The 18,481-nt window shown below is 69.7% G+C and carries 9 protein-coding genes; 6 read left to right on the forward strand and 3 right to left on the reverse strand.

Translation table 11 applies throughout. The features are described 5' to 3' along the window. Nucleotides 1-141: 141 nt before the first annotated feature. The 6 genes from QWJ13_RS33655 to QWJ13_RS33680 all read left to right on the forward strand — a co-directional run bounded on the left by QWJ13_RS33655 (nt 142) and on the right by QWJ13_RS33680 (nt 9,298). A complete protein-coding gene (locus QWJ13_RS33655; protein WP_316529453.1) occupies nt 142-2,406 on the forward strand; it encodes a hypothetical protein in 2,265 nt (754 codons plus the stop codon). Nucleotides 2,407-2,419: 13 nt separating this feature from the next. Then, on the forward strand, nt 2,420-3,691 hold the full coding sequence (locus tag QWJ13_RS33660; protein WP_316529455.1) for a S53 family peptidase: 1,272 nt from the start codon (nt 2,420-2,422) through the stop codon (nt 3,689-3,691). Between the two features lie 257 nt (nt 3,692-3,948). Next, nucleotides 3,949-4,374: a hypothetical protein gene (locus tag QWJ13_RS33665; protein ID WP_316529457.1), complete on the forward strand. Its 426-nt coding sequence runs from the start codon at nt 3,949-3,951 to the stop codon at nt 4,372-4,374. Nucleotides 4,375-4,379: 5 nt separating this feature from the next. Next, a complete protein-coding gene (locus QWJ13_RS33670) occupies nt 4,380-6,578 on the forward strand; it encodes an NACHT domain-containing protein (RefSeq protein ID WP_316529459.1) in 2,199 nt (732 codons plus the stop codon). A gap of 127 nt (nt 6,579-6,705) precedes the next feature. After that, nucleotides 6,706-8,205: a carboxylesterase/lipase family protein gene (locus QWJ13_RS33675; protein WP_316529461.1), complete on the forward strand. Its 1,500-nt coding sequence runs from the start codon at nt 6,706-6,708 to the stop codon at nt 8,203-8,205. A gap of 610 nt (nt 8,206-8,815) precedes the next feature. Further along, nucleotides 8,816-9,298 carry a hypothetical protein gene (locus QWJ13_RS33680; protein WP_432277656.1) on the forward strand — a complete coding sequence of 161 codons (483 nt, stop codon included), beginning with the start codon at nt 8,816-8,818 and terminating at the stop codon, nt 9,296-9,298. Between the two features lie 316 nt (nt 9,299-9,614). On the opposite strand, the gene QWJ13_RS33690 is transcribed toward QWJ13_RS33680, so the two are convergent. From QWJ13_RS33690 to QWJ13_RS33700, 3 genes are all read right to left on the reverse strand, one after another. Continuing rightward, entirely contained in the window at nt 9,615-11,720 is a 2,106-nt protein-coding gene (locus QWJ13_RS33690) for a GmrSD restriction endonuclease domain-containing protein (RefSeq protein ID WP_316529465.1), read from the reverse strand. Nucleotides 11,721-11,883: 163 nt separating this feature from the next. Beyond that, nucleotides 11,884-14,922 (reverse strand): pPIWI_RE module domain-containing protein, encoded by a 3,039-nt coding sequence (locus tag QWJ13_RS33695; protein WP_316529466.1) that lies wholly within the window; start codon nt 14,920-14,922, stop codon nt 11,884-11,886. A 28-nt stretch (nt 14,923-14,950) separates the two neighbouring features. Continuing rightward, on the reverse strand, nt 14,951-18,424 hold the full coding sequence (locus QWJ13_RS33700; RefSeq protein ID WP_432277657.1) for a pPIWI_RE_Z domain-containing protein: 3,474 nt from the start codon (nt 18,422-18,424) through the stop codon (nt 14,951-14,953). Nucleotides 18,425-18,481 lie beyond the last annotated feature (57 nt).

Genomic DNA, 18,481 nt, shown 5'->3' on the forward strand with positions numbered 1-18,481 from the left:
GGTTCATCGCGATTCCACCTGATCGACACCCCCACCTGCCGCGCATCGAGAGGCACTGTCGATGATGACATGCACCTGTCAGCGAATGGGAAGTGAGCACGCCTCAGCCGCGTGTACAGAGACACGGAGAGGAGGCCGACGTTGAGCCGCCGCCCGCACCACCGTTGGCGACGTCACGCGCTCGGTGCGCTGTCCCTCGCCGTCGGTCTCGCCGTCACCGGCGTCGGCACGCCCGCATCGGCGGCCGACATACCCGCATCGGCCGACATACCCGGCCAGGCCGCAGGCACGGTCCGTACGACGGCTACCGGCGCCGCGGATCCGACCGGGCCCGCCGCCACCGCCGTGACACTGCCGACCGGCGACCGGTTCACCGTCAGCACCACCGGCGGCAAGCCCGTCTACATGATCGACAGCACCGAACAGCACTCGCCCGCCCTCGCCACCCTCCGCCTCCCCTCGGGGGACCAGTACGCGGTGCCGTACCCGCTGCTACCCCACCTCGGCCACGGTCTCGACCTCTCCCTCTTCGATCTCGACGCCCTGCGACGGGCCGGCGGCGGCGGCCGGATCCCGGTGCGGGTGGTGTTCACCGACGGAGCGGCGCAGCCGCCCGCCGGCCTCACCCTGACGTCGGTCCAGGGAACGACCGGCGTCGGCTATCTCACGCCCACCTTCTCGGACACGCTGCGCGCCGCCGCCACCGGAGCCGGCCCACTCTTCTCCGGCGTCGCGTCGATCAGCCTGGACACGCCGGGAGCCGTCCCCCCACCGGTCATGACGCCGCAGTACGCGCTGCACCCGGTGACCGTCAGCGCCACCGACCTGGCCGGCCGACCGGCCCAGAACGTCTTCGTGACGGTGGCCGACACCGACTCCATGCGTTCGTTCGCCGCCCAGCTGCCGATGGTCGACGGCATCGCCAAGGTCCAGCTGCCCGCCGGCCACTACGTGGTGCTCGCGCTCTTCTTCGACCAGGACGACAAGGGCGACCCGGCGGCGTACCGGCTCGTCGACATGGACAACCTGACGGTGCCGGCCTCCGGCGCCGCCACGACGTTCGACGTCGACGAGCGGGCGAGCACCACACCGCTCACCTTCAGCACGCCACGGCCCTCGTCGACCTTCAGCATGAGCGCCTCCGCCAGCCGCATGGACAGCTCCGGTCTGAGCGTCGCCGCCGGCACGATGCAGATCGCTCCGAACATCCTGCCGTTCTACGTGACGCCGACGCCCGCCGCCCCGCACGGGCGCTCCCGGTTCCTGACCCAGTGGTTCAACATCGCGCCGAAGAACGCCTCTCCTTCCTACTGGTACGACGCGCCGTTCGGCTCCCCCGAGATCCCCGCCGACGGCGCCTATCGGATCACGGACGCCAACACCGCCACGGTGCGCAACCACCTCTACCGCACGAGCGACGGCCACCTGGACGCGCTCGGCGAGGGCTTCATCGACCCCGTGTTCGGCGCCGGAGCCCTCGGCTTCGGTTTCCTGGTCCCGGCACCGGACGACGCGATCCAGTACCTCGGCGCCGGCGACGGCGGCAACTGGCTGACGGACAACGGTGAGTTCGGCGGCGACCTCAATGCCGTCAGCGACCCCGTGCACTACGACGGGGGCAAGACCTACGACGTCGACTGGATGCGGGGGCCGATCGCTCCCCAGGTCGGTGTGCACCACAACGTCGACCCGAAGCAGTCCGTCCTGCCCTGCGTCGCCTGCCAGGCGGGCGACCAGCTGCACTTCTCCTTCAACCTGGCGGGCAGCGACAGCGATCCGGCGCACGCCTTCATCCCGGGCCAGAGCTGGTCCACCCACATGACGCTCTCCCGCGACGGGACGGAGCTGGGCAGCTCCGCCCTCGACGACGGCGGCATCACCGTGAAGGTGCCCGCCGGCGCCGCCACCTACCGCGTGGTGGCCGACACCAGCCGCTCGCCGGAACTCGCGCCACTGTCCACCGTCACCCACACCGACCTGACCTTCCGCACCGCGGCGAAGCCGACACGGGGCAACACGCTGCCGGACGGCGAGAGTTGCCTCGACGACACCGTGATCGCCGGCTGCCAGATCCTGCCGGTGCTCAACCTCACCTACGACCTGCCGACCGACCCGCACGGCCGCGGCACAGCCGACACCCAGAGCATGAACCTGACCGTCGACCACCTCGGCTACGACGGTCGCGGCTCGAACGCCCCGGCCAAGACCGCCCGGGTCGAGGTGTCCTTCGACGGCGGCGCCACCTGGACCCAGGCACAGGTCACCAGCACGAGCCAGAACCACTTCCGCGCGACCTGGGCCAACTCCGGCGCCAAGGGCAGCACGCCCTGGCTGCGCGTCACCGCCACCGACGCGATCGGCGGCTCGATCACCCAGACCGTCACCAACGCCTACGCCATCGGCTAGCGGGGAGGAAGTCATGACGTTCACATCCAGCACCCGCTCGCGGACGGTCGCCGGTCTGGCGATGGCCGCGGTGACCGCCGTCCTCGTGGCCACCCCCGGAACGGCGAACGCCACCGGGTCCGGCGCGACCAACGGCGCCACGACGACACAGGCCGCACCCGTCCGCGACGTCTGCGGCACGGCCGAGCCCGGCTACGCCCGCTGCTTCGCCGAGCTGCGCACCGATGTGCAGGGCGGCGTCGGCGTCCGGGGCATGGCCGCCGCGTCGGCCACCGGCCACGCCGCCTCGCTGCCGCGGGGCCTCGGGCCGGCGGACCTGCGGGCCGCCTACAAGCTGCCGGCGACCGGCGGCGAGAACCAGACCGTCGCCATCGTCGACGCCGGCGACGCCCCGACCGCCGAGGCCGACCTCGCCGTCTACCGCTCCACCTACGGCCTGCCGCCCTGCACCACGGCCAACGGCTGCTTCACGAAGGTGAACCAGGCCGGGACCGCCTCGCCGCCGCCCTCCAACCAGGGCTGGAGCATGGAGGTGGCGCTGGACCTGGACATGGTCTCGGCGGCCTGCCCGAACTGCAGGATCATCCTGGTCGAGGCGGACTCGGCGAGCAGCCTCGACCTGGCCGAGTCGGTCGACACCGCGGTGCGCCTCGGCGCCACCGAGGTGTCGAACAGCTACGGCGCCACCGAGTCCGGCTACAGCCCCACCCTCGCGTCGCACTACGCCCACCCGGGCGTGGCGATCACCGTCTCCTCCGGCGACAGCGGCTACGGCATCGCGTCCGCCCCGGCGATCTACCCGTCGGTGATCGCGGTCGGCGGTACCTCGCTGACCAAGGACTCCAGTGCGCGCGGCTACGCCGAGAAGGCCTGGAGCGGTGCGGGCAGCGGCTGTTCGGCCTGGATCGCCAAGCCGGCCTGGCAGAAGGACCGGCACTGCCCCGGCCGCATGGTCTCCGACGTCTCGGCCGTCGCCGACCCGGCCACCGGCCCGGCGATCTACGTCACCGCGGACGGCGGCCCCGGCTGGGGCATCGTCGGCGGCACCAGCGCCTCCGCCCCGTTCATCGCCGGCGTCATCGCGCTGGGCGGCCATCCGGAGAGGTTCGCCGACGCCTCGTCCCTGTACTCGGCATCGGCCCGCGCCGGACTGTACGACGTGGTCGGCGGCAGCAACGTCGAGTCCATGGACTGCGGCGGCGACTACCAGTGCAAGGCCGTCGCCGGATACGACGGCCCGACCGGCAACGGCTCACCGAAGGGTCTCTCCGCCTTCGGCGGATGATCCGCCGCCGTACCGATCCGACCGAACACTGATCGACCGAACACTGATCGACCGGCCGGGGGCCTCCGGCAGATCTTCCGTCGTGAAGAACTGCCGGAGGCCCTCGGACTCCTCTTTCTGATGCTTCGTCATTGATCTTCGAGTCCAAGGACATTGCCGCCCTTCAGCCGAAACCGGTTCGGGATTTCGCGCCACACGGCCGGACCCGTGAGGCTAGTGTCGGTGCACCGACGAACGTCTCCGGCAAGGGAGAGAACATGGTGGGCGTGGAGCTGGCGGTCGGATTCCTCTTCGCGTGGGCGGTGCGCAAGGCGAAGCGGGTGGCGGGGCGGGCGGACGCGGAGGTCGACCGGGCGCTGGACGCCGGGATGGACCGCCTGCACGACGTGGTGACGCAACGCCTGGGCACCGATCATGCCCTGGCGCGGCTGGTCGAGGAGGCCGAAGACGGACGGACGGAGCCGACCGAGCGCACCCGGCAGCGACTGCTGCTGGCCCTGGAGGACGAGGTCGAACGCGACACCGGGTTCGCCGAGACGCTGCTGGAGGCCGTGACGCGGGTCCAGGCCGCCGAGACCGCCGCCAGTCCCGCCCCCGGCGCGAACACCCTGACCGGGATCACCTTCAACGGGCCGACCGCGGTCCTGCAAGGCGACGGCGGCCACCAGGAGAACCACTTCTAGTCGTCATGACCGATGCAGAGCCGGCCCTCCGGCCGACGTACGTCTTCTACGGCCCGACCCCGATCCTGATCGGCGACCACAGCGTCCAGAACAACTTCATCACCGTGGCCTCCACCGATCCCCTGGAGACGGAGGTGAAACAGCTGGGGCGCGTGGTGTTGGCGCAGTGGCAGCAGGAGGCCGAACTGCGCGGCCTCCACCTGTCGAGGCCGATCCCCATTCGCTGGTCCGCGAGCCCCGGCGGGGAGTTCGACGACCACCCGGAGCTGACAGGGGGTTCCGTCCAGGGAAGCACGGCGGACCTGACGTCCTTCGCCGAGACGTTCCTGAATCTGTCGCGGGGCCGGCTTGTCGTGCTGGGCGGCCCCGGCAGCGGCAAGACGACCCTGGCCGTCCTGCTGGTGATCGACCTGCTCCAGCGGATGCGGGAGGAATCACCGGTCCCCGTCCTGCTGTCGATCGCGTCCTGGCGGCCGCGCGCGGAGCACCTGGCCACCTGGCTGGAGCGCCAGTTGCTGCGCGAGTACCCCTATCTGAGCCTTGAGACGATCCGACTCCTGCGACAGGGCAGGCGCATCCTCCCCGTGCTCGACGGCCTGGACGAACTGCCCGCCACCGAGCGACCGTTGGCCCTGGACAAGCTCAACAGTCTGGAGGACAAAACCTCCCTGATCCTGATCTGCCGAACGCAGGACTACGCCGAGGCGATCAGCTCGACCGAGGTGCTCCGCGCGGCCGCCGTGGTCGAGGCCGAACCGCTGACCGCCGAGGCGGCCTCGCGGTACCTGTTCAAGAGCGCCGCTCCTCAGAAGCAGGACCGCTGGCGTCCGCTCACCGACGCGCTGATCGAGGACCCGTCCTGCCCCGCCGCCGAGGCCCTGAAGGTTCCGCTGATGCTGTGGCTGTGCCGCACCGTCTACCGGAGCCCGGCCCCGGGCGAGCGTCCCGAGGATCTCATCGACCGCTGCCGCTTCCCCACCCCCGAGGCGGTCGAGCGCCACCTGCTGGACTCGCTGGTCCCGTCGGTCTACTCCCGCGACCCACTGCCGCCGCCCCAACTCGGCCGCAAGGCTTCGGACGCGTGGTCCGAGAAGGAGCGGAACCGGGATACCGAACGGGTGTCCCGCTGGCTCGGCTTCCTCGCCCGGCACCTGGAACGGCACGACCGGACCGACCTCGCCTGGTGGGAACTGGGCTCCGGCATGCGGCTGGTGCCGCGCATGCTCCTCACCGGGCTCCTCGCCGGGGCCTGTGTCGCACTCCTCATCGGTCCCATGGACGGGCTCGCCGCCGCCTTCTACGACCCCGAGCCCGGGCCCGCTCGCGATCTCGCGACCAGGCTCGTGGACGGGCTCACCATCATGGGCCTGGACGGACTGATCAACGGCGTCCCGGTCGCCCTGGTCACCGCACTCGTGCACGGGATCGGCGTCGTGTTCCGGGGCGCGGCCCTGGAGCCGACCCGCATGCGGATCCGCCTCGTCGGACGGAGGGGAAGAGCGGGTGCCAGGTCCGGCTCCGAGATCCTGGCCCGCGCCGGGATCGGGCTCGTGGCGGGGGTGGCGGGCGGCGCCGGGGTCGGTCTGTTGCAGGGGTTCGGCAGAGCCCTGTTCTTGGAGGACCCGGCCTGGTCCGAGGTCGGGCCGGGGGACGCGGTGCTCTACGCGGTCCTGTTCGCCCTCCCGGCCGGGCTCGTCGGGGCGCTGATGGCCTGGTCCGAAGTCCCCGTCGCCATCGCGTCCGCCCCCGAGCCCCGCGACCTGCTGGCCCTGAACCGCAGGACCCTGCTCCTCCAGTGGTTGGTGTTCGCGCCGCTGTTCGGGTGCCTGGTCGGGTTCGGCGGCGAGGCCATGATCATCGCCCTCCACAACTCCCTCTGGGGCATCGAGCTGATCTGGGGCGTCGCCGGCGGGTTCAGGTTCGGCATGCTCGCGCCGCTCGTCGTCGGGCTCGCGACGACGCTCAGTCTGAGTGCCTGGGGCCAGTGGACGGTCTTCGCGCGGGTCTGGCTGCCGCTGACCGGGCGGCTCCCCCTGGCGGCGATGACGTTCCTCGAAGACGCCCACGGCCGGGGCGTCCTGCGCAAGGTCGGCGCGGTCTACCAGTTCCGCCACGCCCGGCTCCAGCAGCACTTCGCCGTCGAGGGCGGGGCCGGGGCGCCCGCATCGCCGACAGTCGAACAGCGGGCCGGCGAACAGCCGTGACAGTGCGGCCGGTTGGCGAGACCTCCCGGCGGTCCGAACGACGGGAATTCGGTTGCGATGGCGCCGGGCGGACGGAAGGCTCCTATCGCCCCAAACATCCCAAGCTCTTCCGAAACTGGACTTCCCGATGAGCAGCGTCATAGTCAGCACTCGTCACGGCCAGGTCCGCGGTCGCCTCCACGACGGCATCGCGTCCTTCCTGGGCATCCCTTACGCGGCACCGCCGTTCGGCGTGAACCGGATGCGTCCGCCCCGGGCCCCCGAGCCGTGGAGCGGCGTGCGCGACGCGCTCGTCCACGGCCCGAGCGCGCCGCAGCCCGGCTACGCCCCCGCCATGGCCGGCCTGCTCACCGAGGCCGGCCCCCAGGGCGAGGACTGCCTCAACCTCAATGTCTGGACGTCGGCGCCGCACCGGTCCGGCGAAGGGCTGCCCGTCATGGTGTGGATCCACGGCGGCGCCTTCCGCAACGGGGCCGGCTCGCTGCCCACCTACGACGGCTCCGTCCTCGCCCGTGACGGCGTCGTCTGCGTCACCCTGAACTACCGGCTGGGCGCGGAGGGCTTCCTCCTGCTGCCCGACGGGACGGCCAACCTCGGTCTGCTGGACCAGATCGCCGCGCTGGAGTGGGTGCGCGACAACATCGCCGAGTTCGGTGGCGACCCGGGCAACGTGACCGTCTTCGGGCAGTCGGCCGGAGCGATCGGCATCACCGCGCTCATGACGACGCCCCGGGCCGAGGGCCTGTTCCGGCGGGCCATCACCCAGAGCGGGGCCGGACACCACACCCACTCGCCCGAGACCGGGCGCCGCATCACCGAGCGCCTGGCCGCACTCGCCGGCGTCGAGTGCACCGTCGAGGGCCTCGCCGCCGTCCCGCCGCAGGAGCTGGCCGCGGCCAACAGCCGACTCGCTCAGGAGATCGCCCGCAGCACCGAACCGGGCCAGTGGGGCGAGTCCGCGGGAGGCGGCACCACCGTTCTGCCGGTGGCCGGGACGGCGACGCTGCCCGAGCGCCCCGTCGACGCCATCGCCGCCGGTGCGGGCCGGCAGCTGGACCTGCTCACGGGCGTCACCGCCGAGGAGTTCCGCCTGTTCCTGGTGCCGCTCGGCATGGCCGGCCTCGTCAACGACGGCTTCCTGCACGGCTTCCTCACCGTGCTCGGCCTGGATCCCGTGGCCGCCCGGGCCGTCTACGCCGAGGCCCGACCGCAGGCGGGCGCCGCCGACCTGTTCTCGGCGGTGATGACCGACCACGGCTACCGCCTGCCGGCGGTCCGCGTCGCGGAAGCCCGTGCCGCGCACGGCGCGGACACCTACTTCTACGAGTTCACCGAGCCGTCCCCGGCCCTGGACGGCGCCCTCGGTGCCTGCCACATGGCCGAACTCGGCCCCGTCTTCGGGAACGACGATCCGCTGATGGACACGTCGGCCCATCCGCTGCTGTCCGAGCGGATCCGCGGCGCCTGGACGTCCTTCGCCCGGCACGGCCGCCCCACCACTGGCCACCTGCCGCCCTGGCCCGCCTATCTGCCCGGCCGGTCCGTCATGTTCCTGGACACCACCGCACCCGCCGTCCACCAGGACCCCGCCCGGCCCGAACGAGTCCTGTGGGACGGCCTGCGCTGATCTGAGGGTCGGAGGGTCGGAGGGTCGGAGAGTCCGGGGCAGAGGGGCGGAGGGTCGGAGACGAGTACGGGGCGCTGCCCGGCATTCCCGGGATCGACGGCATGACGTACCACATCCGGGAATCCGGGAGCCCCGCCTCGCCCTCCCCGCCCGCCGCCACGACCCCCATGGTCGCGCCGAGCTGCTGGCCGCCACCTCGCGCCTACGCGCCGCCCTCGGCGAACACCTCGCGACCGCCGCCGCCACCCGCGACCTCACCGCCCACACCCACCCCGACACCCCCGCCGCCTGGGACGCCTACCTGCTCATCAGCTGACCCGCCACCGATCGAGGAGGTGACCCCCCACCCGGCGGACCTTTCGACGCACCGAAGGCCACCGCCCGTCACACGAAATTCACAAACCTGGGTCTACTCGCATAGACAACGGTGGGCCATCCTAGTGCGACGCCGACGCTCGAAGTCCTCCCTCGTTCCCCAGGGACCCCGGGCAATGGCACGAGGGACCGTTCGCCCCTCGCACCGGAGCACCGCCGCGCCACAGCACCTCGTACGACCCTTCGTCCGATGAGGGCGGGGGCCGAGTCAAAGGCACGCCATCCTCACCGGGAGATGCAGATGAAGCCACGCACCGCAGCCACCGTCGTCGCCCTGGCCATCGCCGGCCTCGCGGTCTCGGCGCCCACAGCCGGCGCCAGCGGCACCAAGCTGTCGCAGTCGACGGCCGCCGGCCAGTTCAGCAACGCCGGCATCACCTGGAGTTCCAGTGGAGGCTGCACCACCAGGTCCAACTCCACCTGCACCTCGTTCGACCAGATCAACTCGGGCACGGTGAGCGCCATCATCACCCTCAAGCAAGCCAGCGGCTGCGCCATCAACATCACGGGCGGAACCGAGGTCGGCCACGCCTCCGGCACCTACAGCCACTACAACGGCTACAAGGTCGACATCGCCCGCAATTCCTGCATCGACGGCTACATCCAGAACAGCTTCACCTACATCGGCCTCCGGGGCGACGGCTACCCGCAGTGGAAGGCCGCATCGGGCAACCTGTACTGCAACGAGGGCAACCACTGGGACATCCTCATCTACTGACGCCGACCTCGGACCTCACCCGACCTTCAACGAGACCACAGGTACGGGCGAAGCACAGACCTGCGTCGATGACGGCCTTGCAGCTGAGAGGCACTGGCAGAACTGCGCGGCACCGCACGGCTCCGGACTCGGAGCCGTGCGGCGGGGTCGTCGAGCGTACGAACGCCTGGATACACAGCCTCCGCCGCCTGCGGATCCGCTGGGACATCCACGACGACATCCATGAGGCCTTCCTCAGCTCATCGGCAAATGAGGCCAAGAGAGTTGCGGCGAAGGTGGGCCGATCGGCAAGCCCGCGAGCTCCTGGGGACCCCGACTACCAGAGGGTCTCAGAGGTGTACTCCGAACGCAGCTTGTCGAGTGATACCGGGCCCTGCGGCGTGACAACAGACCAAAACTCCCACCCATTGGTATGCTTGCCGGTGGCCCTGGCCGCTCCGGATGGCGTGTCGTATGTTTCGCCATCGACCTCAATAAGGCCACGCCCATTGACACTTGCAGTCACCGAGTGCCCTGACCAGGACGGTTCGAGGAGCGCGCCCGGCTCTAGCAGACCGGCATCGATGAGCTTGTGCAGCGGGAACCGAGAGCCTCCGCTGCGCGACATCGAGGCGGCACATGTGCTGGGTGCCGGGTAGCTGGGATTGTAGCTACTGTCGGCCAGCTGAGCGAAGGCATCACGGACCACTCCCGCCATGAGTTCCCTGCGCGCCGCCAAGAAATGGTCGTACTCCATCGACTCCCAGCCATCCGGCAAGGCGTGCCAGTACTGCTGTTGCGCCAGCCTTACCGAGTCGATTTGCTTGGCCGCAGCCTGAGTAGGCCAGTAGACGGATGGCGCTTGATCCGAGATGTCAATGTTCTTATGCCATTCAACCATTGCCATGTTGGCGATCTGGTTGATCTTCCGACTGTCCCTGATCCCGAGCGCGTTCAGCAGATACCCCTTCGGGAAGAGGTGGTGCCGCTCGATTCCACGCTTCGTTGTCACCGCCGGATCGAGCCGACTGCGGACCTTGCCTCGCGATAGCAGCGCGTCGGCGTCGAGAATGTTCAGAGCAGCGATGTACGACAGCAGGGCCGGCGACTTCGACGCCGAGGCGTTCAGCTCATTCGGCAGTGTAATGCTCCAGTAGTCCGAGGTCAGCGTGTCTGAAACAATCTTGTCAAGCACCGCGATGAACGCATCCGGGTCGCCGGCGGAGATGTCCCGGAACCGACTCAGATCCTGCTCAACCTGGCTCTCCAACGAACCTGAATAGCGCCCGGTCGCGTGCGCCATGAAGAACCAGCGGGCGATTGCCTCACGCAGACGGTCCAGCGGCACCTTGTAGTCGATCCGACCGATGAGCCACATGGCGTAGCTGTACAAAATGGCATTGTCGCTGGAGATCATCTTTGCCCCTCGAAAACCCGCCCGCTCCAGGCACTGCAGGAACTCATGCCAGTTGGTCAGGTCCAGGACACTCTGCTGCGCCTCCTGCAGCTTGGCGAACTGCTTCTCCCTGAGGGCCGCCGAAGCCTTGCCCGTCTCTGGATCACGACCACTGAGCACGATGTAGACCTGCTTGAGCACTGCCCGCCGCAGGGCCAGAGCAGTCGTCACCCGAAGCAGGTCAGACGGCTGGGGCTCCAGGAACCAGTTGAATGGAGACGCAACGGAGCGGGAGGGAAGCTGGCTGTCCCGGCAGAACTTCTCCAGCTCGCGGCGGCCTTCCTCCCACGACACCGACATCAAGGTGAGGATGAAGTCCGACTGCTTCAGCTTCACGCCCTTGCTGTTGATCCGCACAAAAATCTCGGAGACCTCCTCCAGGCTAATATCTGCGGAGAGCTCAACGATCTGGAAGCTGTACATACTGAGTCCGTGGACCTGCCCGATCGCGGATTCGAGGCGGTCTCGCTCATCCTCGTCAAGCTCCCGCTTCTCGGCCAGCCGGTTGAGGAAGGCCCGGACAGTCTTCTTGAGAATGTTCGCATCGGGCTGCCAGAGCACGCTGATGTCGGGCAGGTATTCCGCATCCTTCTCGATCGCGGCCCCGGAGACGGCGAATGTCTCGTCCGAGGGCCGAAATGCCAGCCGGACCCTCCCCGTCGAATAGTCCTCATGCATCACTTCGGCGCCGGTCATTACGGCATACAACGACGTCAGACGCTGTTGCCCGTCGATGATGATCTGCCGCGGCACACGCTCCTTGGCGCCTGCACCGATCTGCTTGGTTCCAGGTTCGACATCCGTCCCCCAGAATAGCAGGTATCCGACCGGGAACCCCTTGTACATCGAGTCGAAGAGGTCGCGCGCTCCCGTAGCCGACCAAACGTACGGCCTCTGCAAATCTGGAAGCCCGATCTCGCCACGCTCGATGTCCTGCACCAGTCGGGAGACCGGCGAGGAGGTGGTGGAGTAGAGCTGGGTGGCCATCCGTGAAATTCCTAACTTCGCGGCCGGATAAGTGCATTGAGATCGCATAAGTCTAGCCAGCTAGCCTGACGGCTCGCAGGGCTTCGGTTACCGGGGTGATGTCACAGATTGACCACACATGAGCAAAGAGCCTCGCTACCGAACTGGTGTGCCCAGCGGAGCATCAACTGTCGAAAAGGGCGAGCTGCCCCAGTTCATCCGTCTCGGGCTCCTCCTCCAGGCCCGCGGCGTCCTGTCGGTCCGGATCCGGATCAGCGGCTCCGTCCCTGCCGTCGTCCAGCGCGTCGGGGGCGGTCTCCGCTTCCTCCTGAAGACTCCCCGCCTCGGCCTTGGTCGGAAGCACGTACTCCTGCCCCAGACCGGCCAGGTGCAGGGGCAGTGGATGGGCGAGAGCCTGTGGGTAGTCCGGCGGCTGACGCAGCAGATGGGCCGCGAGGGCCAGCGCCTGCGGGTCGTCGCCGTCCTCCATGTGGCAACCGAGCACGGCGAGTTCCACCAGCGCCGGCATCCAGCCGGGGATTCCGGTGTCGATCGTGCCCTCGCCCTTGCGCTTCCCCTGGGTCAACGGCCGGGTCGCCAACTTGTCTGCTTGGACCGCGGAACTCTGGAACTGGACGGGCTTCGGCGTGGTGCTGTAGAAGACTCGCCCGGAGGACGGGGATTTCGGGAGCCACAGGTGCGCAGCGATGCCGTTCGGGCCGTCGCCCGGGTTGACGCCCCACCATTGCGGGGTCTCGCGCCCGCGCCCCGTCCGCACGCGCAGCAACCGCAAGTCGGGGTGGAGGGGGCGGGCGGGGGCATGCCCGTCCCGGATGCGATCCATCTCCGTCTGGACGTTCTGCCACCAGGTCCAGTGCGATCGGGCGTTGACCGCGTCGACCAACAGGACGGTCGGCTGCTGACGCAAGGACGCCCGCACCCCTTGCAGCCACTCCTCCGCCTCCCGCCGCTGCTCGTCACGGTTCGCCCGCCAGCTCGGCCGCCGGGCCGCCTCGGCGCCTCCCACGGCGCGCTGCTCGGGCACGACCGGGGTGATCTCGGCCTGGCGGGTCAGCCGGATCAGCATTGTCGGGTAGGGAACCCAGTCCCCGGCTCCGTCGTCGGCCCCGGGGTCCCATCCCTGCACCCTGGCGAGTCCGCTTCCGGGGCTTTCCGGGGTGACGAGCACCGCCACCGGCACATGCGCCGGCCACTTCGTCCTGGACGAACGGTTCTTGCGCACCATCCACACCGCCGCCCATCGCGTCCCGGCCGGTACGCCCTCCGTCAGGCCGTGCTCGGGGTACACCCGCGCGCCCAGCTGCCGCAGACCGTCGTCCCAGGCCATCAGGGCGCGGTGCGGCATGTTGGTCACCGAGTTGTAGCCCTTGACCTTCTGCGGCGAGGCGATGAACTGGGTCACGTACCCCGCGTCCGCGCAGCCGAGACGCAGCGCGAACTTGGGGTCGTGGTCGCGGGCGAAGTCCTCCGGTCGTGCGATCTCGACCAGGGCGAGCCCGGGTTCCTTCCCCGTTCGGTCCGCCGACAGCCAAGCGCCGGTCTGACCGCGACGTGCCCGGATCGCCGCGTCCACCACATCGCGGGCAAGCCGTCGCCCGTCCGGCAGGTCCAAGCCGGCGGTGAGCGAGACGCCGTTTCGCTCGTCGGTCCGAATGACCGGGCGCAGGCAACGGACGCGCACGACCAGCTCCGGGGCCTCCCACTCGTGAACCACCGGACTTCCCGGGCCCGCCGCCTCGTACTCCCTCTCGCTGAACGAGCCGCCATCGCCCTTGAGGCCGAGTCGCAGGCACAACGCCTTCAACGCCTCTTCCCGCAGGTCCGCCGACTGCCACAGCAGCCGGGCTTCCAGCACTGGTCGTTCATCCGACGCCACTCCGCTGAGGGCGGCGACGGCGAACGCGGCCGCCGCCCTGCGCTCGGCACAACGACGAGCCTCTTCCTCCTCCTTCGCCCTCTTCCGCACGGCAGCGGGCGGGGCGTTCACCGGCTTCGGTCCGGCCAGCGTCGTGGGGACCAGCTCATGGACGACGCGCAGTTCTTCGGGGAGTGCGGACGCCGCCCACGCGGAGAGCTGGGAGCACTGGTGGGGCATGAGCCCGGCCTTGACGTCGTGCCGCCCCATTCCGTTGCGGTAGACGATGGCCGCTCGGGCGTCGCGAGTGAGCCAACCTTCCGGGTCGGTCAGCAGCAGTTCAGGATCAGGGAAGGGTCCGCCGATCGAAAGGCCCTCCAGCAGGCGTGCCGGTCCGCCGTTCACCCAGCCGTCGGCGTACGCCTCCCGTTCACGGTCGTATCCGCGAGTGAGGTGTGCGACCGCGAAGCGCTCGCTCAGTGGCACCCCCGGCAGCACCGGGACCGCAGGCCGCAGCAGGACAGTGGTGTTCGCGCCCGACGGGATCCACAGCCGGCCGGTCGCCGGCGCGGTCCGGGTGGCCCATCGACGGATCGACCAGTGCAGGTGGAACCTCGTCAGCGGGTCAAACGGGACGGTCTGCAGGGTGATGTTCAGGACCACCGAGAACCACCAGACCCCCTTGCCGGGGTCGGGCTCGTAGGGCAGCGGCTGGGAGACGAGTTCGGCGCCCTTGTCGCGCGGGCCGCGAGGCATGGCCCGGAACCGCAGCTGTCCGCCCTCGTAGGGGTAGGGGCCCAGGGCCAGGATCCGCCGGGCCAGCCAGTCGGTGGTAAGGGTGTACTGGTGGGCCTCGGGCGCCGCGGTACCGCCGGGCGTCACCTCGGTCGACAACAGCTCACGGGTCGCCGGCTCCCACGTCGGCGGATGGGCGCGCAGTTCGGCTCGGACGTCACGCAGCAGCGCCCGGTGTTCCGGCTCCGGCCGCAGTTCGCCCAACCAGCGGTCGAGCAGGGTGGTCAGGACGGAAGCGGGCAACGGGTCCGGTCCGTCCTCGACGCCGTAAAGCCAGCGGGCGGCCGGGCTCACAGTCCGGTCACGGTCGTAAAAGGGCCTCGGCATGACCAGGATGTCCGGCGCATACGCCTGGAGCACCTGTTCGAGCCGACGGGTCGGTACCGTACGCCATGGTTCGGCATCGGCGCTTCGGCCTGCATTGCACAGGTCAAGGATCGCGTCGCGCCATTCCTCGGGGAAGGACAGTGTCCGATAGCGGACGGTGTGGGAGGCGTTGGTATCCCGGGGCGTCCACGCGGCGGTGCCCACCGTACGGTAATTGACTGGCATGGTCCGGTTCCTCTCGGGGGTCGGTGGTTCAGTGGTGGGAGAGACCGCAGAGGGCTTTGTAGAACGGTCGGTACAGCAGCCGGACCAACTCGGCGTCGGCCGGGTCGGTGGCGGCGGGATCCGAGAGGTAGGGGGCCAGGACGGCACCCAGTGCTTTGAGCAGGCCATCCGCCGCGGGCGCGGTGGCCGTCCTGCTCCCCGATGAGAGAGCACGCGCCAGTCGGGGCGCGAACGCGGCGTCGACGAACACCACCCGGGCCGGAACGCCCCCGCGCACCAGACGTCCGATGACCTGCCACATGGTGACCAGTTGGTCCCAGACGAAGGCACGCTTCTCCCAGGCTGGCAGGGAGGAGTAGGCGTAACGGCGGGAAAGCAGTCGCCGCCATTCCTCGCGGCCTTCGTGCCGCAGCAGCTGTCCGGCCTCGGCCAGCGAGCACGCCCCGGCGACGAGCTTCGAAAAGGTAGCGGGCCCGCGGCGGTCGTCCAGCCGCGGCAGGTCTCGCGCGAACCGGGTGATCCAGTCGTTGATCGCGAAGATCGACAGCGCGAGGTCATCGGGGCGCGGGTGCGGGCGGACCAGGAACAGGGTGGTCCCGAAGGCCGCCTTCCCCTGCGAGTTGAGGATGTTGTGACCGCGCTCCACCGCCAGAAGAGGTGCCACCAGGACCTCCGCCTCCGGGTCGTCGGCGAACAGTGACAAGTCCCCCCTACGCAACACCGCCGACTCCTCGCCTTCCGTAACCAGGCCGGTTCCGTGCAGAGCAAGGGCGAGGTCGGCGTCGTCGGGCAGGAGTACCCGCACCCGGCCGTGCCAGCGTTCCTCGGCATCGATCGTGCCCGCGACCACGTACGCCTCCCGGTAGCTGCCGACCAGGAGCAGCGCCCGCTTGCGGAAATTGTCGGGTACCCGCGCAAGTTCCTGGTCCAGCGGACTGCCCAAGCCGGGAACATGGCAGGCGAGTTTTGCCGCCATGGCCCGGGCCTGTGCCAGACGGTCCTTCGGCCGGGTGCCGGAGAGGCTCATAGGCTTGCCCTTGTCGTACAGGAAGTGGGTACTGAAGCGGCTTTCCGCCACGGCTTCCAGCGACTTCGGGGAGGGCTTGAGAACGGCGCCCACCGGCGCGAGGACGTGGGCACGGCTCGACTCACCGGCCCAACTGGTACCCGACATCAGGACCACATGTGGTCCGCCCCGGCCGACGGCAGGGTCCGCCCCGAAGTCGTTGAGCCGCAGGAGGAGTTCACGCCCGACCCCGGCGCACCGGAAGAACCGCAGTGTGCCGCCCGATCTTCCGTCGTGGTCCTGCTCCTGGTCGTCGGGCAGGTACTGGAACCCCAACACGTTGCCCATCGGGGCCTCGGGGACGACCGGCGCGTAGTCCAGCGGGGCGCGGCGGGCGAGCTCCTTGCCCTGGGCGTCAAGTCGGAGTGCTGCCTCCACCTGCGGCCACTGAATGGTGAGCCGGTCCAGACGCTGGTGCAGGGCGCTCAGCAGCAGCATGAAGCCGACTCGGCGGCAGGTGGTGTCCCACCACCGCTCGTCGCGCTCATCCGGCGAGGAGGGCTCGGGTGTGTACGTGAGGAGCCGACTCACGGTGACACGCAGCCGGTCCCGCGTGCGGGTGGGCAAGAGACTGTGCAGGAGGTCCTGGACAGTGTTGATCAGGAAGTCGGCGAGGGTGCCGTACGGTCCACGGTCGCCGAACGGGTCGTCACGGAAGGTGTCGAGGAACGCGGTCAATTCGGTGCGACACGGGTCCGTGCCGGACTCGGGCGAGTCGCCCGTCCCGCCCACCTCGCCATCGACATCGTCGTACCCCTCGTACAGCTCAGTCTCGTCTTCCTGGGCATCGACCGTTCCGACGCCGAACCACTCGTCCAGTAGTTTCTGTTGGAGCGTCCAGGGACTGAAGTACTCGATGTCCGCCCATTCACGGATGTCGGGGTCAGTGATCAACTGCCGGCAGAGCGGGTCGACGGCCAGGGTGACTCCGCCGAGGGCCGTGTTCCACTGCTGGACCTGCCGGTCGGTCAGGGGCAGCCGGGCCTTTCGGCACAGCTCCTCGATCTTGTGGGTGTGCAGCCGATCGAGCCAGGACTCAAGGTCGGGCTGCACCAGAGTCGCCGAGGGAGCGAAGATCTGGTCGAACCGCATCTGCACGCTGTCCGCTTCGTCGACGAAGATGATGTCGCTGCGCCGGCAGGCCAGTTCCAGCTGCCGCAGGCGCTCGTCGTTGAGGTGGGAGGCCACCGGGCTCTGTACCAGACTCGCCGGGTTCGCCACCCAGACCAGTGCGTCGACCTGTGCCCGCGCGGCACCGTGACGAGGGCAACGCGCCCATACCGGACAACCGTTCGGTGTACCGTGAGGCTCGTCGTCGCTCTTCCGCGGAGCGGGTGTCGTCGGCGCCGACTCCCGCAGCGCGGCCAGGAGGTCGACCTCGGTCGGCTGCGTCTCGACGACGGCCTGCTCGGGAAAGAGAACGGTGCAGGGGGCATCCGCGAAGCGCAGAGGCTGCTCGCTCTCGATCCCTCGCAGGCCGCTCACCACACAGACGGTGCTCAGCTCGTCGAAGGCCCGGTCATCGTGGTCCAGCAGGTTGTCGCGGCCGCGCGACGCGAGTCGTCGGTGCAGCCGTTGCACGTGCGTCTCCCGGGTGCTGGAGCCCAGCACCGGCACCGCCGGCACCCCGAGGCCGGCAAAGACCTCGCACAGTCTGAGCTGTTCGGCTGCGTCACCGACGACGAGCGTCGTGCGCAGCGGCGTGGGCAACCTCGCCGCCCAGACCGCGGCAACCGTCATCAGGGTGCTCTTCCCGGCACCCACCATGCCGACCATGTGGAGCAACCCGTCCAGCGGAAGCTTGTCACGGTCGGTGAAACCGGGTCCGTCCGCGTCTCGGAGGGCGATCGTCAGCTCGTCCGTCCTGCTCTCCCAGTTCCCAGGCAGGGCCGACTCCTTGTCCCGCTCGGTCGCGTCCATCCACCGGGCGGTCTCTAGCAGTTCCGCTTTGCTCACCGTCCGGGGTTCCGACCCGCCCGCCCGGTCAGCGGCCAGGTCGTGACCGTCGGGACGTTCGAACACCAGCTCCTCGGGAATCTCGACGGAGGCCGCCCGACGCTGCTCACGGAACGTGCTGCGCCCCGCCGACGCGAGGGTCAACGGGCGCCGGACGAAGTCGGGCAGCCGCGCGAGGGCGTCGTCATAGGAGGAGATCCGGCCTGGGGCCACGACTGGCAGCAGCGGACGCGGTGGCCCGATGTCGACCGGTTCCGGCAGACTGTAGGCACGCACGTGCTCCGGTACCTGCCGGTACGCCTCCAGCGCCTGCCGCCAGGTGTGACCGCGTCGGAACGTCCACAGCAGGTAGCGGGCCGTGACCAGCAGCGCCTCGTCGGCGGCCGTGGTGGCGAATCCGGCGGCACGCGCGAACGGATAGCCCCCGAACAGGGTGTAGGCCCCTTCGGCGCGTTCTCCAGGAGCCACTCGTTCCAACACTCGGAGTCCAAGTTCGACCTGGCACACGTGGGCAGGGGTCACCCCGTCGGGGACACC

This window comes from Kitasatospora brasiliensis (genome assembly GCF_032654805.1).
Lineage (GTDB): Bacteria > Actinomycetota > Actinomycetes > Streptomycetales > Streptomycetaceae > Kitasatospora > Kitasatospora brasiliensis.